This window comes from Sedimentimonas flavescens, from assembly GCF_025154035.1.
Classification (GTDB): domain Bacteria; phylum Pseudomonadota; class Alphaproteobacteria; order Rhodobacterales; family Rhodobacteraceae; genus Rhodobacter; species Rhodobacter flavescens.
Map to the genome: position 1 here is coordinate 622785 of NZ_JAOALJ010000001.1, position 22969 is coordinate 645753.

Genomic DNA, 22969 nt, shown 5'->3' on the forward strand with positions numbered 1-22969 from the left:
ACATACATCGCCAGCGAACCACAAGCAGGAGACCCGCGATGCGCGCATTCATTCTAGGCCTTTCCCTCTGCGCCCTGCCCGGCATCGCTCTGGCCGAAGCGCCGCGCGTGGTGACCGATATTCCGGCGGTGCATTCGCTGGTCTCGCAGGTCATGGGCGAGATCGCGGCGCCCGAGGTGCTTCTGGATCGCGGCGCCGATGCGCATAACTACCAGCTGCGCCCCTCGCAGGCGCGCGCGCTGCAAGAGGCGGATCTGGTGGTCTGGATCGGCCCCGAGATGACACCCTGGCTCGCCCGCGCGATCGAGGGCATGGCAAGCGGCGCCGAGTTGGAGCTTCTCGACGCGCCGCAAACCTTCCGGCGCGAATTCGAGGAGACCGGGCATGATCACGATCACCCCGCCCCCGAAGCAGATGCTGAAGACCACGATCACGAGGGCATCGACCCCCATGCCTGGCTCGACCCGTCCAATGCCCGTGCCTGGCTGGATTTGATCGCTGGCCATCTGGGTGAACTCGACCCCGAGAATGCGGCAACCTACACGGCGAATGCCTTGGCGGCCCAGGCACGGATTGACCGAATGGAAGCCGATATTTCCGCGCAACTCCAAGATGTTGCAGGTCGTCCTTTCGTTGCGGCCCACGATGCTTATGGCTATTTCTCGGGGCATTTCGGGCTGAACAACGCTGGCTCTGTCGCCATGGGCGACGCGGCGGAACCGGGCGCCGCGCATCTGGCCGAGCTGCGCGCGCATATCGCCGAAGATGGTATCCTCTGCGTCTTTCCAGAGGCGCAGCACGACCCGCGCCTGATCGAGCGGTTGATTGAGGGCACGCCCGCCCGGCTCGGCGCGGCGCTCGACCCTTCGGGCTCCAGCCTCGGCTATGGCCCGGATCTTTACGATGCCCTGATGCGCGGCCTTGCCGGCGATATCGCGGGATGCCTGATCGCACAGTGACTTGCACCCCTGCCCCTTGCGTGCTTTCTGACGGCAAAGGGGGCGCCATGAACAACGCAAACTGGCTGGCGATCATCGAGGAGCCGGGGCTGAGCCGAACGCTCTGCCTGGACGGATCGGGCGCGCAACTGGCCGCGCGCGCGATCGAAGAGAGCGACCGGGCGAACGCGGCACTGATCGTCCGCGCCGATGCCCCGCACCGCCCCCTGCCCGCGCCACCATTGCCCGAGGGGCCTGTGCACGAGGTTCCGGGCCTTGCGCAGGCGTCGCCCCCGGTCAGCATTCACCCCGCCGAGGCGCTGCGCCTTGCCGGGCTCTTGGCTGCACAACCGCAGTTCGACGGGGTCGTCTGGCTCTGCGGTCAGAGCAACCTTTGGGCGCATCTGAGCGCCGGCGAGGTTGTCAGCGTCAGCCGACTTGCCTCGGCGCGGCTTCTCCTCGCCCTGAATGAGCCGCTCAGCGCCCCCGAAGGCTCTGCCCTCGACCGCGCGCTGGACGACTGCCGCAGCCGCCCCGAGAGAGTGCTGCGCTACCTCGATGGCACAGCCGAGCCGGGCGCCGCCGCCGGGGCGATCCTGGGGGCCGAGCTTGCCGCAGCCAGGCCCTGGTGGCTAGGGCAGCGCGTCATCGCGCTCGACAGCGCCGCCGCGCCCGGTTGGGCCGAGATCTGCGCCCGCGCATTGGCGGCACAGGGTGGCGAAGTCATTACCGGCGACGGCGAAGCCGCCCTGATCGCGGGGCTCCAACGTGCACGGGGTGGAAAATGAGCGCGGATATTCGCGAGTTCGGAAAGCTGGCAGACGGGCGCGTCGTTCGCGCGATCACGCTGCGCGCGGGAGAATTGAGCGCGCGCATCCTGACATTGGGGGCCACGCTACAGGATCTGCGGCTGGCGGGCACGCCCTGGCCGCTGGTGCTCGGCTCGGACCTGCCCGGCGCTTACACGAGCAGCCTGAACTGGTGCGGCGCGGTCGTGGGACCTGTCGCGAACCGGATCGGCGGTGCGCGGGCGCGGATTGATGGGCGGGACCACCGCTTCACTCCGAATGAAGGGCCAAACCTGCTGCATTCCGGCGATGATGGCATCTCGGGGCTGATCTGGGAGGTCGCCGAGGCCGCAGGCGACGCAGTTACACTGCAATGCGATCTGGCGCACGGGTTCGGCGGTTTTCCGGGGCATCGCATAATCCGCGCGACCTACCGGATCGCACCCCCCGCGACGCTGGAGATCACCCTGAGCGCGCATTCAGACCACGAGACGCTGATGAACCTCGCGCATCACCCCTATTGGAACCTCGATGGCACCGGCACAACCTCGGGGCACAGCCTGAGCGTCGCAGCAGGCCGCGTCCTGCCGACGCGCGAGAGCCTACCGCTTGGGCCTGTCCCGGTCGAGGGCACCCCTTACGACCTGCGTCAGGCGCGGGCGCTGCCCGACCTGCCGCCGCTGGATCATAACTACTGCCTCGACGCGGCTGACACCCCGCGCCCGGTCGCGCGCCTGACGGGTGAGCGCGGCGTGACGCTTGTGCTGCAAACCGATGCGCCGGGATTGCAGGTCTATGACGGGCGGGGGCTGGACTCGACCCCCTATCCGGGCCTGACGGGCCAGCCTTACAAGGCCCGCGCCGGCCTCGCGCTGGAGCCGCAGCTTTGGCCCGACGCACCGAACCACCCGGATTTTCCGTCGATTGCCCTGCGCCCCGGGCAGGAGTGGCGCCAGAAGACGCGCTATACCCTAAGCCGCGCCTGAGGCACCGCTGGCGGGCGCGGCCCCGAGCGGCTCTTCGTGCATCATGTCCTCGATGAACAGGCTGAGCAACTGGCCACGGCCGTTCACCCCGGCCTTGCGATAGATCGCCGCCGTCTGCGCCTTCACCGTGCCCTCGGATGTGGCGCGCAGCCGGGCGATGTCGGGCGTGCTCAGCCCCTTGATGGCGAACAGGGCCACCTCGCGCTCGGCCGGGGTCAGGCCCCATTCGCCAAAACGCTCCTCAAGCAATTCATTGAAGGCCGTCGCGGCGCGGCGCAGCCGCTCGCGCGCCTGACGCGATTCCCGCAAGGCGCGCAGGATCAGAACGCCACCCAAGCCCAACCCAAGCAACAGGCCAAGCGCGGCCGAGATTTCCAGAATCTCACGGCTTTCCCAGCTGAGCGGAGGCACATAGATGCCAAGCACCGACAAGATGATGTCGGACACGAAAAACAGCGCACAGATTCCCTGTAACGCAAACACTGCGACAAGGACGGCCAGTCGCATCATACGCGGTTGGCCCGTCCCCGCGCACAGCCCTCAATCGTCATCGTCGCTTCCCCCGCTGCTGTCGTCGCTGCTGTCATCGTCATCATCGTCGTCATCGTCATCATCCGACCCGGGCCCGGAATTGTCATCCTTGTCGTCGTCGTCCTTGTCGTCGTCGTTCGATCCGCCAGAGCTTCCCGAGCCCGACGAGCCGGAGTTACCGCTACTCCACCCGAAGCCGCTGTTCACCTTGACGGTCAGGTCGCGCAAGATCTCGCCCGTGCGGGGGTCGAAGACAATCTCGCGCTTGAAGCCGCCACGCTCACCAATCACGCGCGTACGCCCCAGCAGCGTGCGGCTGACGCGGATATCCTTATAGCCAGCGGCCTTCAACTCCGCCGAGAACTGATCGGCGAGCCCCGCCGCAAGGAGCGGCACAGCCGACACCAGCAGCGTGAACGCCGCAGCCCCGTATTTCAGCAACTCGCGTCTGTGCATTTCCGTGTCACACGCCTCATAACGCGTCACGGTCGCGCCCCGAGCATTCGAGGCACGACCTTTCATTTCATCAAACCCGTCTTTCCGATCAGGCAAAAGCCTCAATCGTCGTCCGAGTCGTCGCTGTCGTCGTCATCCGAGTCATCGCTGTCATCGTCGTCCGAGTCATCGTCGTCGTCGTCATCATCCGAATCGTCGTCGTCATCGTCATCATGGTCGTCATCATGATCATCGTCGTCGTCACGACCGTCATGATCGTCATCATCGTCGTCATCATCATCATCGAGGAAGTCGCCATCACGCTCGCGGATGCTGACGCCCTGCGTCATGTCTTCGCCAGCGCGCATACGCTCCTGCTCTTGCTTCAGGATCTCGCCGGTCGAGGAATCGTAGATCACCTCGATCTTGCCTGCGCTGCCGTAGGCTTCGACCTTGACCTGGGTCGTGCCGCGCGTGATCTCGATCCGGGTAAAGCCTTTCGAGGTCAAATCGTCGATAATCGACTGGGTATTGATTTCTGCGAAAGCCGAACCGGCCATGAACATGGCGGCGGCGACTGACAGGATGAAAGTTCGTTTCATTGTGGGTCTCCCGATTTGCGGCGGAACCAATTGCCGTCGAGGGGATGACACCATGCAAATCCGCCGAGCGATATAGGGCTGAGGGTATAAACCGGCCCATTAATCCCCTGCGATAGGCGCATAAACCTGAGTTTATGCGGAAAATTCAATGAAAAGGCCCGGCGCCGGCCGGGCCTTCGGATCTGGGTGGCTCAGATCTTCATGTCAAAGCCAAGGTGCTTCGCCACCGTGAAGATATCCTTGTCGCCACGCCCCGAGAGGTTCACCACGATGATGTGGTCCTTGGGCAGCGTCGGCGCGAGCTTGGACACATGCGCCAGCGCGTGCGAGGGCTCAAGCGCGGGGATGATCCCCTCGGTCGCGCACAGCAGCTGGAACGCGGCCAGCGCCTCCTGGTCGGTGACCGAGACATATTCCGCGCGGCCAATGTCGTGCAGCCAGGCGTGTTCCGGGCCGATGCCGGGATAATCGAGCCCCGCCGAGATCGAATGCCCTTCGAGGATCTGACCGTCCTCGTCCTGCAACAGGTAGGTGCGGTTGCCGTGCAGAACACCCGGGCGCCCGCCAGTGAGCGAGGCGCAATGCTCCATCCGCTCATCCACGCCATGGCCGCCCGCCTCGACGCCGATGATGCGCACCGACTTGTCATCGAGGAACGGGTAGAACAGGCCCATGGCGTTCGAGCCACCACCGATCGCCGCGATCACCGTGTCGGGCAGACGCCCCTCGCCTTCCTGCTCTTCAAGCTGCCAGCGGGTTTCCTTGCCGATGATCGCCTGGAAGTCGCGCACCATGGCCGGATAGGGGTGCGGGCCCGCGACGGTGCCGATGCAGTAGAACGTGTCGCGCACATTGGTCACCCAGTCGCGCAGCGCGTCGTTCATCGCGTCCTTCAGCGTGCCGCGGCCCGAGGTAACCGGCACGACTTCCGCACCCAGAAGGCGCATACGGAAGACGTTGGGCGCCTGACGCTCGACATCGGTCGCGCCCATATAAACGACGCATTTCAGGCCGAAGCGCGCGCAGACGGTGGCGGTGGCCACGCCGTGCTGGCCTGCGCCCGTCTCGGCGATGATCCGGGTCTTGCCCATGCGACGCGCCAGCAGGATCTGGCCAAGCACGTTGTTGATCTTATGCGCGCCGGTGTGGTTGAGATCTTCGCGCTTGAGATAAATCTTGGCGCCGCCAAGCTCTTCGGTCAGGCGGGGCGCGTGGTAAAGCGCAGATGGGCGGCCGACGTAATGCTTCCACAGGTCTTCCATCTCGGCCCAGAAGGTCGGATCGGTCTTGGCGTGCTCATACTGCGCCTCAAGTTCGAGGATCAGCGGCATCAGCGTCTCCGACACGAAACGCCCGCCAAAGATGCCGAAGCGCCCGTTATCATCCGGGCCGGTCATGTAGCTGTTGGGAAGGTCTTCGGCCATCGTCTCACCTCGCGCAAAGTCATCAAAGCGACTTAGCGCGATTGCCCCTGCGGGTAAAGCGCCGGCCCCGCATGGCGCGACAAATATCGCGGCCTCAGCCGGGCTGAACCGCCGCGATGAAGGCCCGGATCAGGGCCTCGTCCTTCTCGCCCGGCGCGCTCTCGACACCCGAGGAGACATCGACCTGCTTCGCGCCGGTCAGGCGGATTGCCTCGGCGACGTTGTCGGGCGTCAGACCGCCAGCCAACATCCAGGGCTTGGCCCATTCACGCCCGGCGATCAGGCGCCAGTCGAACGAGAGCCCGTTGCCGCCCGGCAGCGCCGCATCCTTGGGGGCCTTGGCATCGACGAGGATCTGGTCCGCCACAGCCTCATAGGCCGGGATTGCGGCCAGATCGGCGGCCTCGGCCACGCCCACGGCCTTCATCACCGGCAACCCGGCGCGTGCCCGGATCTCGGCCACGCGCGCGGGGCTTTCCTTCCCGTGAAGCTGCAGCATATCGAGCGGAACCTCCGCCAGGATCGCGTCAATCTCGGCGTCGGTTGCATCGACCAGAAGCGCTACCTTGGCCACGCCCATCGGCGCCTCAAGCGCAAGATCGCGCGCCTGCGCGATCGAGACATTGCGCGGGCTCTTGGGAAAGAACACGAACCCCAGATAGGCCGCGCCAGCCTCGGCGGCGGCGCGCACATGCTCGGGCCGGGTCAGGCCACAGATTTTGACGCGAACCCCGCCGGGGCGCCCGCGATTGACCGCAATCGTCACCATCTCAGCGCGCCGGCTTTTCCAGCAGGGCCAGAACGTCGTCCTGCGGGCCATGCGTCTTCTCGCGCAGGCGATCCATCTCGCCCTCGAGATAGGCCGCCTTGCGCGTTGCCTTCACCGCGGTCGAGCGGATCCGGTATTCGCGCATCCATTCCCAGACGAACCCCACCAGAAGCCCCAGCAGAATGCCTGCGAAGATCACAAGGAAGAGCGGGACCTGCATGCCCCAGGTGAGACCCAGGAATTCGCCCGCCTCGGGCGGCAGCAGGCGCAGGGTCACCACCTCGCGGTTGGCCAGTGCCAGCACGATCAGAACCAGCGCCAGAGAGGCGAGAAACAGCAGGCGCAGTATGCGGAACATGATTTATTCCTCGTTCCCGTTCAGACGGTCACGCAGCAGCTTGCCGGTCTTGAAGAACGGCACGTGCTTTTCATCGACATCGACCGAATCCCCGGTGCGCGGGTTGCGCCCGGTGCGGGCGTCGCGTTTCTTCACCGAAAAGGCGCCGAAGCCGCGCAACTCGACGCGGTCTCCTCGCGCCATTGCCTCGATGATCTCATCGAAAATCGTGTTCACGATCTTCTCAACGTCGCGCTGGAAGAGATGCGGGTTCTCTTCGGCGATCTTTGCGATCAGTTCCGAGCGGATCATTCTGTTGTTCCCCCCACGGGCTTCCCGGTTCGTGCCGGGTTGATTAATCAATGCGACTATAAGGTCAAATTTCGGCGGCACAAACAGCAAAGGCTTGGAATAGCACCCGATTTGCGGCTTCCCGCGCATATCGACTGCACCGTTCCGCCCTCGCTCGTGCAGAAACGCCCAATGATCGGGCAGCCTGCCTGACCCGAATCCGAATCGCCAAAACGAAAGCGGCCCCGCCCGAAGGCGAGGCCGCGTAAGCCAGTCAGGGCAAGGATTACTCCTTGTTGCCCTTCAGAGCGGCGCCGAGGATGTCGCCGAGCGAAGCGCCCGAGTCCGACGAGCCGTACTGTTCCACGGCTTCTTTCTCTTCGGCGATTTCGCGGGCCTTGATCGACACGCCCAGCTTGCGGGTCTTGCTGTCCACGTTCACGACGCGCACGTCGACGTGGTCACCAACCTGGAAGCGCTCGGGGCGCTGGTCGGCGCGGTCACGGGCCAGGTCCGAACGGCGGATGAAGGACTTCATGCCGTTGTACTCGACCTCGATGCCACCATCTTCGATCGCGGTGACGGTCACCGTGATGACCGAGCCACGCTTCACGCCGTCAACGGCGTCCGAGAAGGTGTCGGCGTCCAGAGCCTTGATCGAGAGCGAGATACGCTCTTTCTCGATGTCCACTTCGGTGACAGCGGCCTTGACCATGTCGCCCTTGCGGTAGTTCTGGATCGCGTCTTCGCCGCGCTGCTCCCACGACAGATCCGACAGGTGGACCATGCCGTCGATGTCGTTGTCGAGGCCGACGAACAGACCGAATTCGGTGATGTTCTTGACTTCGCCTTCGATGACGGTGCCGACCGGGTGGGTCTCGGCGAACACTTCCCACGGGTTGCGCATGCACTGCTTGAGGCCGAGCGAAACGCGACGCTTCGCGGTGTCGATCTCGAGCACCATGACGTCAACCTCTTGCGAGGTCGAAACGATCTTGCCGGGGTGAACGTTCTTCTTGGTCCACGACATTTCCGAAACGTGCACCAGACCTTCGACACCGGCTTCCAGCTCGACGAATGCGCCGTAGTCGGTGATGTTGGTCACGCGGCCCTTGTGGACCGAACCGATCGGGAACTTCGACTCGACCGAATCCCACGGATCGTTCTGGAGCTGCTTCATGCCCAGCGAGATGCGGTGGGTGTCCTTGTTGATCTTGACGACCTGGACCTTGACGGTCTCGCCGATCGACAGGATCTCGGACGGATGGTTCACGCGGCGCCACGCCATGTCGGTGACGTGCAGCAGGCCGTCAACGCCGCCGAGGTCAACGAACGCACCGTATTCGGTGATGTTCTTGACGACGCCATCGACCACCTGGCCTTCCGAGAGGTTGCCGATAACTTCGGCGCGCTGCTCGGCGCGGGACTCTTCGAGGATCGCGCGGCGCGAGACAACGATGTTGCCACGGCGACGGTCCATCTTGAGGATCTGGAACGGTTGCTTGAGACCCATGAGCGGGCCGGCATCGCGCACCGGACGGACATCGACCTGCGAGCCCGGCAGGAAGGCAACGGCGCCGCCGAGGTCGACGGTGAAGCCGCCCTTGACGCGACCGAAGATGGCGCCTTCGACGCGCTCTTCCGAAGCGTAGGCTTTTTCCAGGCGATCCCAGGCTTCTTCGCGGCGAGCTTTCTCGCGCGAGATGACGGCTTCGCCACGGGCGTTTTCAACGCGGTCGAGGTACACTTCCACTTCGTCGCCGACGGCGATCGAGGGGGCCTCACCCGGGTTGGCGAATTCTTTCAGATCAACGCGGCCTTCCATCTTGTAGCCGACGTCGATGATGGCCTGGCCCGCCTCGATGGCGATGACCTTGCCGCGGACAACCGAACCTTCGTTCGGAGTGTCGATCTCGAGGCTCTCGTTCAAGAGGGCTTCGAATTCTTCCATGGTTGCTTTAGCGCACATGCGTCTGAGTTTCCTTTACATGGGTTTTCTGGCCATGCGGTTGGCTCCGCCGGTCTTTTGTGAAGACGCCCAAGCGGCCCACGGAGCAATCCGGGGCCTCTGGACCGCGCCGATATAGGCGCGAATCCCCCATGCAGCAAGCCATAATTGCCCCGCCACGCCTTGTTTTACTGTGCTTAGCCTGCCTGGATCAGTCGCAGATACGGCTGCGCAGCGTGTATTCCGGCGCGGTGAACGGGTCTTCGCGCGGATCGGGCGGGCTGCCCGCCTGCGGATCGAATGGCTCGGGCTTCAGCGCGAACCGCTGGCACAGCGCGATGGGCTTGGAACTGACATCGCCCAGATCGCGCAGATCGACGATATTGCCCCGCTTGCGCCCCACGCCCTCGACCCCGAAATGCAGCGGCGGATCAAGCACGAAGCGCCGGGTTTGGGTGCCGAACAGGGCCTGCTCGCCCTGCCACTCGGTCCCGGCGGCGAATTGCAGGCTGTAGCTGCCGGGTGGGACAAGCACCCGGAAGAACGCCCCGCCCCGGATATAGGCACCCAGAACATCCTGCCCCGTGGTCGGGTCGCGCAGCACCAGAAGGTAGTCCCCTCCGGGGGCCGTCTGCACCACCAGCGGAAAGGTGCGCGGAAGGTCTGTTTCGCTCCAGAGCAACCCTTCCGGTCGCGCCCCCTCGGCCTGCGCCGCGGCGGGCGACAGGACAAGAACAAGCATGAGGGCGAAAAGACGCGTCATGATGCTGATATGGTGCGGCCCCTCGGGGCATCAATAGGCGCAGACCGCTATTAAAGCGTCAGGCCAAGCCGTTCAGCGTCGAAGCCCGCCTCGGCAAAGATCGCCAGCACCTTGCGATCCAGTTCCGGATCGTCGAGCCACAGGCACTGCGTGCCAAAATACCAGTAGATGAAGCGCTCATAGGGCCGCGCTGTCGCCAGTGCGCGCACAAGCGCGGGCGCGAAATCCTCGGGGTTGCGCACGGTCTCGACCATCTGCGAGAAATCGCTTTGGCCGAAAAGGATCGCGGGTTTGCCATGCAAGAACCCCTCCATCGCCGCGCCGGAATTAACCGAGACGGTAACCGAGGCTGCGGCCAGAATGTCATGCACATTGGCGAGGCTTTCGATCAACGACAGACCATCGGCCCGCAATGCGGCGATCAGGGCACGCCCGTCCTCGACGAAAAGCGGATGCGGCTTGACGACGACGGGCCGCCTCCCTGCCCCGGCGGCCACCACGCGAAGCATCGTGTCGGCATCCAGAAAGGCCTGCCCCGCGACATAGGGCGCGGGGCCTTGCAGGAAGACGGCAATCGCGCCGTCCGGAACCGCCTGCACCGCGCGCGGCTGGTTGTAGCGCGAGATCCTCGGCACCACGAACCGCTCGCGCAGCGCCTTGTAGTAAAGGCGCGCTTTGCGGGGGGGGACGGACTCGGCGTCGAACACCCGGTTGCGGATACGCGAATGCGCCAGCACGCCCTCGGGGTCGAGGTGCCAGAACTTATCAAGATAGGCGGTGGCGGCGGTCAACTGGCCGGGGCCGGGGATTTGCGCGTTGTCGATCACATGCAGATCGCCGTCAGGCTCGCGCATCCAGCGCGGCGGGCCGAAGCCGACCGTGCCACCGCGCCGGGAGATCAGGTCGTGAATGTGAGTATAGAGCGAGGGCACGCGCCCTTCGGTCACTTGGGCCTGCAGGCGTGGCGTCAGGTTAAGGATGACGCGGGCCGGGCTCATGCCCGGGCGGCCTCGATCGCCGCCACGGCGCGGGCAACGGCCTCGTCGATGCTAAGTTCGGAGGTGTCGAGGATCAGAGCGTCCGTAGCAGGCCGAAGCGGCGCATCGGCGCGGTTCATGTCGCGCTCGTCGCGCTCTTTCACCTCGGCCAGAACGGCCTCGAAGGGTTGATCGGCCGCCTCGCCACCCAGTTCGAGCCAACGGCGGCGCGCCCGCACCTCGGCGCTGGCGGTAACGAACAGCTTCACCTCGGCCTCGGGGCAGATCACCGTGCCGATGTCGCGCCCGTCCAGAACCGCGCCACCGTCCTGACGGGCAAAGCGGCGCTGGAATTCGACCAATGCCGCGCGCACCTCGGGGATGGCAGCGACCTTGGAGGCCGCCTGCCCTGCCGCCAGCGTGCGCAGATCGTCACGCGCCAGATCATCCGTGCTCAGGCTTTTCGCTGCCGCAATCGCCTCGGCCCCGTCGCCGACCTTAGCGCCCACGGCGCGGTAAAGCAGCCCGGTGTCGAGATGCGCAAAGCCAAAGCGCGCGGCCACGGCCTTGCTGATCGTGCCCTTGCCCGCCGCCGCAGGCCCGTCGATGGCCACGGTAAAGGCCATGGCTCAGGCCCGCTTGATCTGGGCGCCAAGCCCGCGCATCAGATCCTCGAACACCGGGAACGAGGTCGCGATGGGCGAGCCGTCATCGACCGAGATCGGCTGCTGCGCGGCAAGGCCAAGCACGAGGAAGCTCATGGCGATGCGGTGGTCGATATGGGTGGCGCAGGTCGCCCCGCCCGGCACATTGCCCGCGCCAAGGCCGTGAACGATCAGCGTATCCTGATCTTCCTCGATCGACACGCCGCAGGCCTCAAGGCCGCGGGCCATGGCGTCGATCCGGTCGGATTCCTTCACGCGCAACTCCTTGACGCCGCGCATGACGGTGGTGCCGGTGGCGCAGGCGGCCACGACCGACAGCACCGGGTATTCGTCGATCATTGAGGCGGCGCGCTCGGGCGGCACCTCAATGCCCTTGAGGGCCGAGTAACGCACGCGCAGATCGGCCACCGGCTCGCCGCCCTCTTCGCGCGGATTTTCAAAGGCGATATCGGCGCCCATCTCGACCAGCGTGGTGAAGAGGCCGTTGCGGGTCGGGTTCTGGCTGACGCCGGGCACGAAAATCTCGGAGCCCGGCACGATCAGCGCGGCGCAGACCGGGAAGGCGGCCGAGCTTGGGTCGCGCGGAACGGCAACGGTCTGGCCGGTCAGCTCGGGCTGACCCTGAAGGGTGATAACGCGCCCCTCGGGCGTTTCCTCGACGCTGATCTCGGCGCCGAAGCCGCGCAGCATCCGCTCGGTATGGTCGCGGGTGGCCTCTTTCTCGATCACGACGGTCTGGCCGGGGGCGTTGAGGCCCGCCAGAAGCACCGCCGATTTCACCTGGGCCGAGGGCATCGGCACGGTGTAGGTCACTGGCACCGGATCGGGCGCACCGACGATGGTCATCGGCAGGCGCCCGCCGCGACGGCCATAGGACTGTGCACCAAAGAGCGCGATCGGATCGGTCACGCGGCCCATCGGGCGTTTGCGCAGGCTTGCGTCACCCGTGAAGGTCGCGGTGATCGGCGAGGTCGCCATGCAGCCCATGATCAGGCGCACGCCGGTGCCCGAGTTGCCGCAGTCGATGACCTGCTCGGGCTCGGCGAAACCGCCAACGCCCACGCCCTCGACCGTCCAGGCGCCGGGGCCATGCTGGGTGACCGTCGCACCGAAGGCGCGCATCGCCTTGGCGGTATCCAGAACGTCTTGGCCTTCCAGAAGCCCGGTGATCTCGGTCTTGCCGACCGACAGCGCGCCAAGGATCAGCGCGCGATGCGAGATCGACTTGTCGCCCGGCACCTCGGCCACGCCTTTCAGCGCCGCGCTCTTGCGCGCAATCATCGGAACAGGATCGCCATGGCCGGACATGCTTGCCTCCCTCGTCTGGTCGGCCCCTGTTAGCGCATGTGCGGGCGGGCCGGAAGCCCCGACGGACCTCAGGGTTTGCGGAAGGTGGCGTAATCAGGCGTGCGGCCCTCGCGCAAGGCCTTCTGCTCGTAACGGGTCGAGATCCAGTCATCCCAGGCGGTGCCGGAATGGGCGGTCAGCTCGAACCCGGCCTTCGGCGCCTCGCGCAGGGCCTGGGTCATATAGCTGGGGATGTCGGTGGCCACGCGGAACTCGGCGCCGGGCTGCAGGCAGCGCGCCAGCGGCACGAGGTGATCTTGCGTCACGAAGCGGCGCCGGTGGTGGCGGCGCTTGGGCCAGGGATCTGGGTAGTTCAGGAAGGCCTTGGCGATCGAGCCCTCGGGCAGCACATCCATCAGGTCGCGCGCATCGCCCGGATGCACGGCGATATTGGTCACGCCTGCCTCGCGGATCTTGCCAAGCAGCATTGCGACGCCATTGATGAAAGGCTCGCAGCCGATGATGTTCACCTGCGGATAGCGCGCGCACATATGCACCAGATGCTCGCCCCCGCCAAAGCCGACCTCAAGCCAGATCGGGTTGTCATTGCCGAAGATCGAGGCAGGGTCGATGATCTCGCGCTCGGGGTTGTCCTCGCGGGTGATGCCGCGGGGGGAGAGCGAGTCGAGATCCTCGGACAGGTAGGTCTTCTGGCTTGGGCGCATGGTCTTGCCCGCGCGGCGGCCATAGAAATTGCGCCACTCGGGGCGCGCGGCCTCGGGCTCGGGGGTCTCGGGGGTCTGGGTTTCATCGCTCATGGGGCGGGCCTCTAGCGCCCCGATGCGCGCGAGGTCAAGCCCTCAGCCCTTCTGGATCAGGAAAAGCCCCAGACCCATGAAGCCGATACCCGCCGCACGCAGGGCGGTGATCGGGCGGACCATGGCGCCGAAAAGCCCGAACTGGTCGATCATCGCGGCGGAGATCATCTGCCCGAGCAGCACGAAGAAGACCGCATTGCCGACGCCGAACTTGGGCGCGACGAAGGTAACCGAGAGGACGTAGAAGCACACCAGAAGCCCCGCAATGAACAGATGGCGCGGCTGCGCGGGCACTTTGGCGAAGGCCGAGGGGCCGTGGCTGACGAGCATGACCAACACCGCGCCGCAGAGCGCCACGCAGAACAGCACCACCGCCGCAACGACCGGCGAGCCGATCCGCGCGCCAAGCTGCGCATTCAGCGCTGCAAGGACCGGAATCCCGATCCCGGCAGCCAGCATGATCGCCGCATAGCGAATCCCGTCACCCATGAATGCCTCCCTCTCTCCCGAGGGCAGGCTGCAACGCATTACACCGCTGTGCAAGGCCGGGGTTGTGCGAAGAACAATCTCAGCCGCGGCCGCGATAGGGAGCGACGCCCTGATCGGGGATCCAGGCGCCCTCGGGCGGGGTGCCGGTTTGCCAGAAGACATCGATCGGGATGCCACCGCGCGGATACCAATAGGCGCCGATGCGCAGCCATTTCGGGTTCAAGAGATCGACGAGACGCTTGGCGATCTCGACCGAGCAGGTCTCATGGAAGGCGCCGTGGTTGCGGAACGAGCCAAGGAAGAGCTTGAGCGATTTCGACTCCACCAGCCAGTCGGTCGGGATGTAGTCGATCACGATATGGGCGAAATCGGGCTGGCCGGTCATCGGGCAGATCGAGGTAAACTCGGGCGCGGTGAAGCGCACGCAGTAATCGGCACCGGGATGTGAGGCGGGGACGCGCTCGAGCACGGCCTCTTCGGGCGATTGCGGGGTGGAGACATTCTGACCGAGTTGGGTCAGGCCTGTGACATCGGTTTTTTCCATCGGGGTCTCGGTTCGTGTTGTGGGGGCATCAGGGGGCTGTCTGCCCCCTCTGGCCTTCGGCCATTCACCCCCGAGGATATTTGCGCCACGTTGAATGGCATAGTTGCATAAAAAGGGGAGCCCGGAGGCTCCCCCAATCATTGTGTTGCTTGTGCTAAGTCAGAGGGCGTTTTTCAGCGCCTCGGTCAGGTCGGTCTTTTCCCAGCTGAAGCCGCCGTCGGCCTCGGGGGCGCGGCCGAAATGGCCATAGGCCGCCGTGCGCGCATAGATCGGCTTGCACAGGTCGAGATGCGTGCGGATGCCCTTGGGCGTCAGGTCCATGCATTTGGCGACGATGCGCTCGATTTCCTCATCCGAGACCTCGCCGGTGCCGTAGGTATCGGCATAGATCGAGAGCGGCTTGGCCACGCCGATGGCATAGGAGACCTGGATGAGACATTTCTGTGCAAGACCCGCGGCGACCACGTTCTTGGCCAGGTAGCGCGCGGCATAGGCAGCCGAGCGGTCGACCTTGGTCGGATCCTTGCCCGAGAAGGCCCCGCCGCCGTGGGGCGCAGCACCGCCATAGGTATCCACGATGATCTTGCGCCCGGTCAGGCCCGCGTCGCCATCGGGGCCACCGATCACGAAAGTGCCGGTGGGGTTGACCCACCATTCGGTCGCCTCGGTGATCCAGCCTTCGGGAAGCACTTCGCGGATATAGGGCTCGACGATCTGGCGGATATCATCCGAGGTCTGGGATTCGTATTTGTGCTGGGTCGAGAGCACGATCGAGGTAACGCCGACCGGCTTGCCGTTTTCGTAGCGCACCGAGAGCTGCGACTTGGCATCGGGGCCGAGCGTGGGCTCTGCGCCCGATTTGCGGGCCTCGGCCAGGCGGCGCAGGATCCCATGGGCATACTGGATCGGCGCGGGCATCAGCTCGGGGGTCTCGTCGGTGGCGTAACCGAACATGATGCCCTGATCCCCTGCCCCGTCCTTGTCGACGCCCTGGCTGATATGGGCCGACTGCGGGTGCAGGTAGTTGGCGAATTGCAGCGTCGCCCAGTGGAACTTGTCCTGCTCGTAGCCGATGTCCTTCACGCAATCGCGGGCGATGCCGTCGATCTTGCTCATGAACTCGGCCAGCCGCGCCTTGTCCGACAGGCCTACCTCCCCGCCGACGACCACCTGGTTGGTGGTGGCGAAGGTCTCGCAAGCGACGCGGGCGCGGGGCTCTTCGGCGAGGAAAGCGTCGAGGATTGCGTCAGAGATGCGGTCGCAGACCTTGTCGGGGTGACCTTCCGAGACCGACTCGGAGGTGAACACATAATTTTGTCGTGCCATGGGGAAGTGCTCCATTGATAAAACCCCGCCACGCCAGGAAGCCGTTGTGACGGTTCGATGCGACTGCCTAGACCCGCTGCGCGCCGGGGTCAACGCGGTATCTTTGTCGCAGGCGGTAAATAATGATTGAAAGCGTCAGGATCAGCACAATGACAGGCACATCGCCAAACCGCGCATAAGGTGTCGGTGCAAGGGCAGCCGGAAGCGGCACGTCAAGCACGCCCTCTCGCCCCAGGCCAAGTTCCGCCAGCACGCGCCCTTTCGCGTCGATCATGCCCGAAACACCGGTATTCGCCGCGCGCGCAAGCGGCAGGCCGAACTCGATCGCGCGCAGGCGGGCCTGCGCAAAATGCTGCCACGGTCCCGAGAGTTCGCCAAACCAGGCGTCGTTGGTGACCTGCAACAGCCAGTCCGGTCGGGTCGGCGCGCGGCGGATGTCTTGCGGAAAGACGGCCTCGTAGCAGATCAGCGGCTGCGCAAGGCCCAGACCGCCCAGATCGAGTACCTGCGCCGAGGGCCCGGCAGAATAGCCGTTACCCTCCTGCGCGGCGAAGGCCGCGATACCGAAGCGCGCGAAGATATCGCCAAAGGGGATGTATTCGCCGAAGGGCACCAGATGCGCCTTGTCATAGACCTGTGTGACCTGCGCATCGGGGGCAATCACGGCCAGACTGTTGAAGTAGCGCCGCCCCTCGGCGCGCTGAACGCCGATTGCGACTGGCACGCCCGAGGCGGCCTCGGCGATCATCTCAAGCCCGTCGCCCGGACGCTCCAGCAAGAAGGGCACGGCGGTTTCGGGCCAGATGATCAGGTCGGGGCGCGGCTGGCCCTGTTCGGACGGTGTCGCGGTCAGTGCCAGATGGCGCAGGAAGAACTCCATCCGGTATTCGGGCAGCCATTTGAGATGCTGCGGCGCGTTGGGCTGGACAAGACGCAAGGTGAGTGGTTCGGCCCGCACAGGATCGGGCGCGGCGAGCCGCTGAACCCCGCCCCACCAGAGCGCGCCCAGAAGCGCAGCGGCAATGCCGATGCGCGCGACCTGCGGCCTTTGCCCCGCAACGGGCAGCGCCGCCAGAACGGCCGTGATCAGGCTCAGCCCCAGGGGGCCGATATAGGCCGCGGCTTGGGCGACCGGCGTATCGATCCAGATATGGCCAAGCAGGACCCAAGGGAAGCCGGTGAAGACGTAGGACCGCAGCGCATCCCCCGCGACCAGCCCAAGCGCCACGCCAAGCGCGCGCGTTGCAGGCCCGGCGCCGAGCCGGGCGCCTAGCCCGACCGACAGCGCCCAGAACACGCCCATCCCCGCGGCCATCAAGACAAGGGCGAAAGGCGCCATCCAGCCGTAGCGCTCGGCCTCAACGAAGAAGGGCTCGACGATCCAGAACATCGCGGCCAGCGCGTAGCCGAAGCCCGCTGCAAAGCCGATCCAGCCGGGGCTGACCGAGCGCACCGCCAGATAGATCAGCGCGCTGAGTGCCGGCAAAGCCGCGAACCACCAGTAAAGAGGGGCCTGCCCCGCCGCAACGCCCGCACCCAAAAGAACAGCGATGCCCAGCTGTCGCCAGCCGGGCCGCTTGGGCGGCAGCAGGAAACGCGGCAGGCGCATGATCACTCGGCCGGGGCCACGCCCGGCAGGCGCACGCGCAGGCGCTTGATGCGGCGCGGGTCGGCATCGACGATCTCGTATTCGATGCCGTTCTCGCCCACTACGACCTCGCCACGCGCGGGCACGCGACCGATCTGCATGAACACAAGCCCGCCCATCGAGTCGATGTCCTGATCCTCGCCGGGGTCCGCAAGCGACATGCCGATCTCGGCCTCGAAATCCTTCAGCGGAGCGCGTGCCTGCACCAGCCACTGGCCGGGCTTTTCCAGCTTCCAGTAGCCGTCCTCGGCCTCGTCATGCTCATCCTCGATCTCACCGATAACCTGTTCGATGAGGTCTTCAAGCGTCACCAGCCCGTCCACCCCGCCGTATTCGTCGATCACCAGCGCCATATGGATGCGCTGCACCTGCATCTTCTGCAACAGCACCCCGATCGGCATCGAGGGCGGCACATAGAGCAACGGCCGCAGCAACTTGCGCAGCGAGAACCGCCCGCCCGAGGCACCAAAGCCGTATTCCAGCGCAAGGTCCTTCAGGTGGATCAGCCCAAGCGGCGTGTCGAGCGTGTCCTTGAACACCGGCAGGCGCGAGTAGCCCTGCGCGCGGAACACCTCGACCAACTCGTCGCGGGCGACGGTGACGGGAACGGCAACGATCTCGACCTTGGGAATGGCAACATCGCCCACCCGCATCCGGCGCAGGTTGCCCATCCCGGGCAAAACCGCAGGCACGACCGGAACCGCCATCGGCGTCGGCTCAGCCTCAGAGCTGGAAAATACTTCGAATATGCGCCCCAGAAATCCGCGCGACGGCGGTTCTGTACTACTGTCGCCCGCGTCAGATTCTGACACGGACGCGTTGGCGGAGGCTCCTCCGTCAGCGACTTGTCCCATCGGTCCTTTCCAAACAACCGGCCATAGTGGCGGCCTTACTCTCCATATGGGTTGAGAATCCCCATCCGATCAAGCACCCGCACCTCGATTTCTTCCATCAGGGCGGCATCGCCTTCGCGAATGTGATCGAAACCCAGCAGGTGCAGCGTTCCATGCACGAGAAGATGCAGCACATGATCGCGCAGCGCCTTGCCCTGATCGCCCGCTTCGCGCACGCAGGTTTCATAGGCGATGGCGATATCTCCCAGAGCTTCGGGGATGCCCGGCGCGAAGGGCTCGGGCAGGTCGGGCTCGCCGCCGTCGTCCTCGGCCGCGCGCTCGTCGGACGGCCAACTGAGCACGTTGGTCGGGCTGGCCTTACCTCGGAAGTCGGCATTCAGAACGGCGATGCGGGCATCATCGCAGCCCAGAAGGCTGATCTCGAAATCCTCGGGGTCGAGGCCACGGTCGGCCAGAACGGCCCGCGCGGCATGTTCGGCCAGCGCCGAAAGGTCAATTTCCTCCCAGCGCGGGTCTTCGATCAGAATATCAACCAGCGGCTCCAACATCGTCGCGGTCATAGGCGTCAATGATGCGCGCCACAAGGGGGTGACGCACCACGTCAGACGCGGTGAAGTAGTTGAACGAGATGCCCTTGACGCCATCGAGGATCCGCTCGGCATCTTGCAGCCCCGAGGCCACGCCGCGCGGCAAGTCGATCTGGCTGCGGTCGCCCGTGATCACCATGCGCGAGCCCTGCCCGAGGCGGGTCAGGAACATCTTCATCTGCATGGTCGTGGCGTTCTGCGCCTCGTCGAGCACCACAAATGCGTTCGAGAGGGTACGACCGCGCATGAAGGCCAGCGGCGCGATCTCGATGCGCTTTTCCTCCATCAGCTTTTGCATCTGCTTGCCGGGAAGGAAGTCGTTCAGCGCGTCGTAGAGCGGCTGCATGTAGGGATCGACCTTCTCCTTCATGTCGCCGGGCAGGAAGCCCAGACGCTCGCCAGCCTCAACGGCGGGGCGCGACAGGATGATCTTGTCCACATGGCCGCCGATCAGCATGGTCACGCCCACGGCGACCGCCAGATAGGTCTTGCCGGTGCCCGCCGGGCCGATACCGAAAGCCAGCTCGTTTTCAAACAACGCCTTCACATAGGCTTTCTGTGCCTCGGTCCGCGGCTCGACCTGTTTCTTGCGGGTGCGAATCTCGTATTTTCCGGCGGCGAACATCTCAAGCTGCTCGTCCATCGTCACGCCGGCATGGCCAAAGTCGCCCATGCGGATCGTCGCGTCGATTTCACCGGCGTCGATCGGACGCCCTGCCTCGAGCTTCTGATAAAGCTGGTTCAGCACTCCGGCGGCCTGCTCCTGCGCCTCTGGCGTTCCGACGATGGCAAGCTGGTTGCCACGCCGCAGGATATGCACCGAAAGCTTGTGTTCGATCTGGGCGAGGTTGCGGTCAAATTCTCCGCACAGGTCGATCAACAGCCGGTTGTCAGGGAACTCAAGAAGCGTCTCGTGTGCATCCTGAGAGCGAGGCGGGGGTGTGATCGCACTAAAGCCCAAGAACGTCTCCCTGTCCGAGGTTGGTGAAGATATGGTGCCCCCAACCCCTGAGTCACGCAAGCATTGGTTTATCCGGGCAGCAAGGAATCCGCAGATTTCACAAAGCTGCAACAAATCAGGCGCCTTGCCGAAGCCCAGAGCGGATGCGTGCAGCGTTTGGGCGACGCCCCTGATGTCTTTGGGCGCCGAACCGATTCTGTTCGCGCGGAACTTCAGTCCGCCAGCAATTCGCCCGCCAGCGAGTTCGGCCCCGCCGCCGTGATCCGCACACGGCGCAGCGCACCCGGCGCCAGCCCCTCGGCCTTGACATGGACGGCGTGCAGGTAGTCCGACTTGCCGACCCACTGGCCTTCCAGACGGCCGGGCTTTTCGAACAGCACGCCCACAGCGCGCCCGACCATGGCCTGCTGCGTCGCGCGCTGCTGCTCGGTGATCAGCGCCTGGATCTCTTGCAGCCGCGCGTCGGCCACGTCCGAGGGCACGCCCTCGCGCCCTGCGGCTGGCGTGCCGGGGCGCGAAGAATATTTGAACGAGAAGGCCATGCCGTAGCCGATCTCGCGGATCAGATCGAGGCTGGCGCGGTGATCCTCGTCGCTCTCGCCGGGGAAGCCCGCAATGAAATCCGACGACATCATCATGTCGGGGCGGGCCGCGCGGATCCGCTCGACCAGCCGGATATATTCCTCCGCGGTGTGCTTACGGTTCATCAGCTTGAGGATCCGGTCAGAGCCCGACTGCACCGGCAGATGCAGATAGGGCATCAGCTTGGGCTCTTCGCCATGTGCCGCGATCAGATCCTCGGTCATGTCGTTGGGGTGCGAGGTCGTGTAGCGGATACGCTCCAGCCCGTCGATGCGCGCCAGCGCGCGCACGAGCTTGCCCAAGCCCCAATCGCCATCCGGCCCCTCGCCGTGGTAGCCGTTGACGTTCTGACCGAGCAGCGTGATCTCGCGCACGCCCTTGCTCACCAGTTTCTGCGCCTCGGTCAGGATGCGCGAGACGGGGCGGCTGATCTCGGCGCCGCGGGTGTAGGGCACCACGCAGAAGGCGCAGAACTTGTCGCAGCCCTCCTGCACGGTCAGGAATGCGGTCGGGCGCGCGCTTAGCGGACGCTCCGGCAGCAGATCGAACTTGTCCTCGGTCGGGAATTCGGTGTCGACGGGCTTTTCGCCCCGGTCGGTCGCGGCGACCATTTCAGGCAGCCGGTGGTAATTCTGCGAGCCCACGACCAGATCGACCAGCGGCATCCGGCGCATGATCTCTTCGCCCTCGGCCTGCGCGACACAGCCCGCCACGCCGATCTTCAGATCCGGCTTGGCCTCTTTGAACGGACGCAGGCGGCCAAGGTCGGAATAGACCTTCTCGGCGGCTTTCTCACGGATGTGGCAGGTGTTGAGCAGCACCATATCCGCCTCGGCGGGATCGTCGGTAAGCACATAGCCCTTGGTGCCCATGGCCTCGGCCATGCGCTCGCTGTCATAGACGTTCATCTGACAGCCATAGGTCTTGATATGCAGCTTCTTCGGCGTATCCGACATGAGGCCCTCCGGGCTAAAACAGATGCGCCCTTTAGCCAAAACCCGCGCGCGCCGCAACCTTTCCACGCTTGCAATCGGGGCACTCATGGTCAATCTGGGCGCCAAAAGGGGCAGGCATGAACCACGCATCGCTCGCGGCATTTCTGGAACGGGATAGGGCGGCACTGGCCAAGGGGCCGGTCGCCATCATCGTAGTCGAAGACCCGGTCGAGGTGGAAAGCACGCTCGACCACCACCTTAAGCTTGGCTTTCGCACCCTCATCGCCTTCATGCCCGACGGGCTAGAGCTGCCCGCTGCGCTGGCCGATCAGGTCCACCGCATCCCGTCTACATCGCGCGGCCCCGAGGCCCTGCCCGGCCTGATCAATCCGCTGATCGCCGCCGCCCCCGCAGGGACGTGGTTCTATTACGGCTTCAACGCCGAGTACCTCTTTTACCCGTTCAGCGAGACCCGAAATGTGCGCGAGCTGCTGGCCTTCCATACCGAGGAACGCCGCGACGCGATGCTGTGCTATGCGATCGATCTTTACGCACCCGACCTGAGCACGCACCCGAACGGCGTGGATCGCGGCAGCGCGATGCTCGACCGCTCGGGCTATTACGCGCTGGCGCGCCTCGATCCGGCGAACCACTACCACCCGAAAGACCGCCAGTTGGACTTCTTCGGCGGGCTGCGCTGGCGCTTTGACGAGCACATCCCATACAACCGGCGCAAAATTGACCGTATCGCGCTGTTTCGCACCCGCAAGGGGTTGGAGTTGCGCGCCAATCACACGTTCAACGACGAGGAATACAACACCTACGCCTGCCCCTGGCACCATAACCTAACGGCGGCCGTGATGTCCTTCCGGGTTGCCAAGGCGTTGAAATACAATCCGGGCTCCCGCTTTGACGTGCAGAATTTCGCCTGGCACAACTCGGTCCGGTTCGAGTGGTCGAGCCAGCAGCTAATGGATCTCGGCCTGATCGAACCCGGCCAGTGGTTCTGATCTGCGGCACGTCCCCTTCCCTCGACAAACCCGCCATGGCGATCTCGTATAACGGTTCCACGGCGCGCGTGACCCATCGGCGCGCGGAGGGGCTGACGACACTTCTACTATGAGGATTTCTGGAGCGGGCGGCGGGAATCGAACCCGCGTCATTAGCTTGGAAGGCTAAGGTCTTACCATTACACAACGCCCGCGACGCCCTTCTGATACCGCCCCGCGCAGAGGGCTGCAAGTGGACTGCGCCACGCGCCACGCATTTTTTCCTGCGCCGCACCCGAAGGTTTCCGGGCAATTGACCGCACCCGCCGGGCGTGTCCAGCCATTGCGGGGCCAGTGACGCTGCCGATAGGCTGGCGACGAAGAAACGGCAGGAGCGCGCGATGATTGCGCCGGCAAGGCAACCAGTTCCCCCGGGGCACCGCCCGCCCGACCGAGCAAACGCACGGACCTTCGTGCTGTGGTGCGGCGGATTGC

At 65.1% G+C, this 22969-nt stretch carries 25 protein-coding genes, 1 tRNA gene and 1 riboswitch; of the genes, 4 read left to right on the forward strand and 22 right to left on the reverse strand.

Features of this window, described 5'->3' with window-relative positions; genetic code table 11:
* Positions 1 to 38 precede the first annotated feature (38 nt).
* From N3C64_RS02940 to N3C64_RS02950, 3 genes are read left to right on the forward strand one after another with little or no spacing between them, the layout of a single operon-like run.
* The gene (locus tag N3C64_RS02940; RefSeq protein ID WP_260011670.1) at positions 39 to 959 is read left to right on the forward strand and encodes a zinc ABC transporter substrate-binding protein; all 921 of its coding nucleotides are present in this window, start codon (positions 39 to 41) and stop codon (positions 957 to 959) included.
* Positions 960 to 1006: 47 nt separating this feature from the next.
* Positions 1007 to 1726, forward strand: a complete 720-nt coding sequence (locus N3C64_RS02945; RefSeq protein ID WP_260011671.1) for a 2-dehydro-3-deoxygalactonokinase — start codon at positions 1007 to 1009, stop codon at positions 1724 to 1726.
* Entirely contained in the window at positions 1723 to 2712 is a 990-nt protein-coding gene (locus N3C64_RS02950; protein WP_260011672.1) for an aldose epimerase family protein, read from the forward strand. The genes N3C64_RS02945 and N3C64_RS02950 overlap by 4 nt, the downstream gene beginning before the upstream one ends.
* Here N3C64_RS02950 and N3C64_RS02955 read toward each other — a convergent pair.
* From N3C64_RS02955 to miaB, 21 genes are all read right to left on the reverse strand, one after another.
* Positions 2698 to 3159, reverse strand: coding sequence for a helix-turn-helix transcriptional regulator (locus N3C64_RS02955; RefSeq protein WP_260011673.1), 462 nt, complete (start codon positions 3157 to 3159; stop codon positions 2698 to 2700). The two genes, N3C64_RS02950 and N3C64_RS02955, sit on opposite strands and share 15 nt — an antisense overlap.
* A gap of 93 nt (positions 3160 to 3252) precedes the next feature.
* Positions 3253 to 3765 carry a PepSY domain-containing protein gene (locus tag N3C64_RS02960; RefSeq protein ID WP_218630266.1) on the reverse strand — a complete coding sequence of 171 codons (513 nt, stop codon included), beginning with the start codon at positions 3763 to 3765 and terminating at the stop codon, positions 3253 to 3255.
* 35 nt (positions 3766 to 3800) lie between these two features.
* The gene (locus tag N3C64_RS02965) at positions 3801 to 4280 is read right to left on the reverse strand and encodes a PepSY domain-containing protein (protein ID WP_218630267.1); all 480 of its coding nucleotides are present in this window, start codon (positions 4278 to 4280) and stop codon (positions 3801 to 3803) included.
* A 191-nt stretch (positions 4281 to 4471) separates the two neighbouring features.
* Positions 4472 to 5704, reverse strand: coding sequence for a tryptophan synthase subunit beta (trpB, locus tag N3C64_RS02970; RefSeq protein WP_260011676.1), 1233 nt, complete (start codon positions 5702 to 5704; stop codon positions 4472 to 4474).
* 94 nt (positions 5705 to 5798) lie between these two features.
* The gene (locus N3C64_RS02975) at positions 5799 to 6473 is read right to left on the reverse strand and encodes a phosphoribosylanthranilate isomerase (RefSeq protein ID WP_260011677.1); all 675 of its coding nucleotides are present in this window, start codon (positions 6471 to 6473) and stop codon (positions 5799 to 5801) included.
* A 1-nt stretch (position 6474) separates the two neighbouring features.
* Positions 6475 to 6831 carry a LapA family protein gene (locus tag N3C64_RS02980; protein WP_260011679.1) on the reverse strand — a complete coding sequence of 119 codons (357 nt, stop codon included), beginning with the start codon at positions 6829 to 6831 and terminating at the stop codon, positions 6475 to 6477.
* A gap of 3 nt (positions 6832 to 6834) precedes the next feature.
* Positions 6835 to 7122 carry an integration host factor subunit beta gene (gene ihfB, locus N3C64_RS02985; protein WP_218630271.1) on the reverse strand — a complete coding sequence of 96 codons (288 nt, stop codon included), beginning with the start codon at positions 7120 to 7122 and terminating at the stop codon, positions 6835 to 6837.
* Positions 7123 to 7387: 265 nt separating this feature from the next.
* Entirely contained in the window at positions 7388 to 9070 is a 1683-nt protein-coding gene (gene rpsA, locus N3C64_RS02990) for a 30S ribosomal protein S1 (RefSeq protein WP_260011681.1), read from the reverse strand.
* Between the two features lie 190 nt (positions 9071 to 9260).
* Positions 9261 to 9812: a hypothetical protein gene (locus N3C64_RS02995; RefSeq protein WP_260011682.1), complete on the reverse strand. Its 552-nt coding sequence runs from the start codon at positions 9810 to 9812 to the stop codon at positions 9261 to 9263.
* A 50-nt stretch (positions 9813 to 9862) separates the two neighbouring features.
* Positions 9863 to 10810, reverse strand: coding sequence for a hypothetical protein (locus N3C64_RS03000; protein ID WP_260011683.1), 948 nt, complete (start codon positions 10808 to 10810; stop codon positions 9863 to 9865).
* Entirely contained in the window at positions 10807 to 11415 is a 609-nt protein-coding gene (locus N3C64_RS03005) for a (d)CMP kinase (RefSeq protein WP_218630275.1), read from the reverse strand. Before N3C64_RS03005 ends, N3C64_RS03000 begins: the two co-directional genes overlap by 4 nt.
* A gap of 3 nt (positions 11416 to 11418) precedes the next feature.
* Entirely contained in the window at positions 11419 to 12762 is a 1344-nt protein-coding gene (aroA, locus tag N3C64_RS03010; RefSeq protein ID WP_260011690.1) for a 3-phosphoshikimate 1-carboxyvinyltransferase, read from the reverse strand.
* 68 nt (positions 12763 to 12830) lie between these two features.
* Positions 12831 to 13559 (reverse strand): tRNA (guanine(46)-N(7))-methyltransferase TrmB, encoded by a 729-nt coding sequence (trmB, locus tag N3C64_RS03015; RefSeq protein WP_260011693.1) that lies wholly within the window; start codon positions 13557 to 13559, stop codon positions 12831 to 12833.
* A 42-nt stretch (positions 13560 to 13601) separates the two neighbouring features.
* Positions 13602 to 14048: a DMT family transporter gene (locus N3C64_RS03020; protein WP_218630278.1), complete on the reverse strand. Its 447-nt coding sequence runs from the start codon at positions 14046 to 14048 to the stop codon at positions 13602 to 13604.
* 79 nt (positions 14049 to 14127) lie between these two features.
* Positions 14128 to 14592 carry a preQ(1) synthase gene (gene queF, locus N3C64_RS03025; protein ID WP_218630279.1) on the reverse strand — a complete coding sequence of 155 codons (465 nt, stop codon included), beginning with the start codon at positions 14590 to 14592 and terminating at the stop codon, positions 14128 to 14130.
* A 159-nt stretch (positions 14593 to 14751) separates the two neighbouring features.
* Complete coding sequence (gene metK, locus N3C64_RS03030; RefSeq protein WP_218630280.1) at positions 14752 to 15918, reverse strand: methionine adenosyltransferase; 1167 nt, start codon at positions 15916 to 15918, stop codon at positions 14752 to 14754.
* Between the two features lie 7 nt (positions 15919 to 15925).
* Positions 15926 to 15974: riboswitch (SAM-SAH riboswitch) on the reverse strand.
* An 11-nt stretch (positions 15975 to 15985) separates the two neighbouring features.
* The gene (gene lnt, locus N3C64_RS03035) at positions 15986 to 17527 is read right to left on the reverse strand and encodes an apolipoprotein N-acyltransferase (protein WP_260011697.1); all 1542 of its coding nucleotides are present in this window, start codon (positions 17525 to 17527) and stop codon (positions 15986 to 15988) included.
* A gap of 2 nt (positions 17528 to 17529) precedes the next feature.
* The gene (locus tag N3C64_RS03040; protein ID WP_218630282.1) at positions 17530 to 18420 is read right to left on the reverse strand and encodes a hemolysin family protein; all 891 of its coding nucleotides are present in this window, start codon (positions 18418 to 18420) and stop codon (positions 17530 to 17532) included.
* Positions 18421 to 18455: 35 nt separating this feature from the next.
* Entirely contained in the window at positions 18456 to 18968 is a 513-nt protein-coding gene (ybeY, locus tag N3C64_RS03045; RefSeq protein WP_218630283.1) for an rRNA maturation RNase YbeY, read from the reverse strand.
* A complete protein-coding gene (locus N3C64_RS03050; RefSeq protein ID WP_233677190.1) occupies positions 18949 to 19968 on the reverse strand; it encodes a PhoH family protein in 1020 nt (339 codons plus the stop codon). Before N3C64_RS03050 ends, ybeY begins: the two co-directional genes overlap by 20 nt.
* Positions 19969 to 20180: 212 nt before the next feature.
* A complete protein-coding gene (miaB, locus tag N3C64_RS03055; RefSeq protein WP_260011701.1) occupies positions 20181 to 21506 on the reverse strand; it encodes a tRNA (N6-isopentenyl adenosine(37)-C2)-methylthiotransferase MiaB in 1326 nt (441 codons plus the stop codon).
* Between the two features lie 116 nt (positions 21507 to 21622).
* Here miaB and N3C64_RS03060 point away from each other — a divergent pair, with 116 nt between their 5' ends.
* The gene (locus tag N3C64_RS03060; protein WP_260011704.1) at positions 21623 to 22495 is read left to right on the forward strand and encodes a glycosyltransferase family protein; all 873 of its coding nucleotides are present in this window, start codon (positions 21623 to 21625) and stop codon (positions 22493 to 22495) included.
* A gap of 120 nt (positions 22496 to 22615) precedes the next feature.
* Here the strand turns inward: N3C64_RS03060 and N3C64_RS03065 are convergent.
* Positions 22616 to 22689: transfer RNA gene (locus N3C64_RS03065), tRNA-Gly, on the reverse strand.
* Between the last annotated feature and the right edge of the window lie 280 nt (positions 22690 to 22969).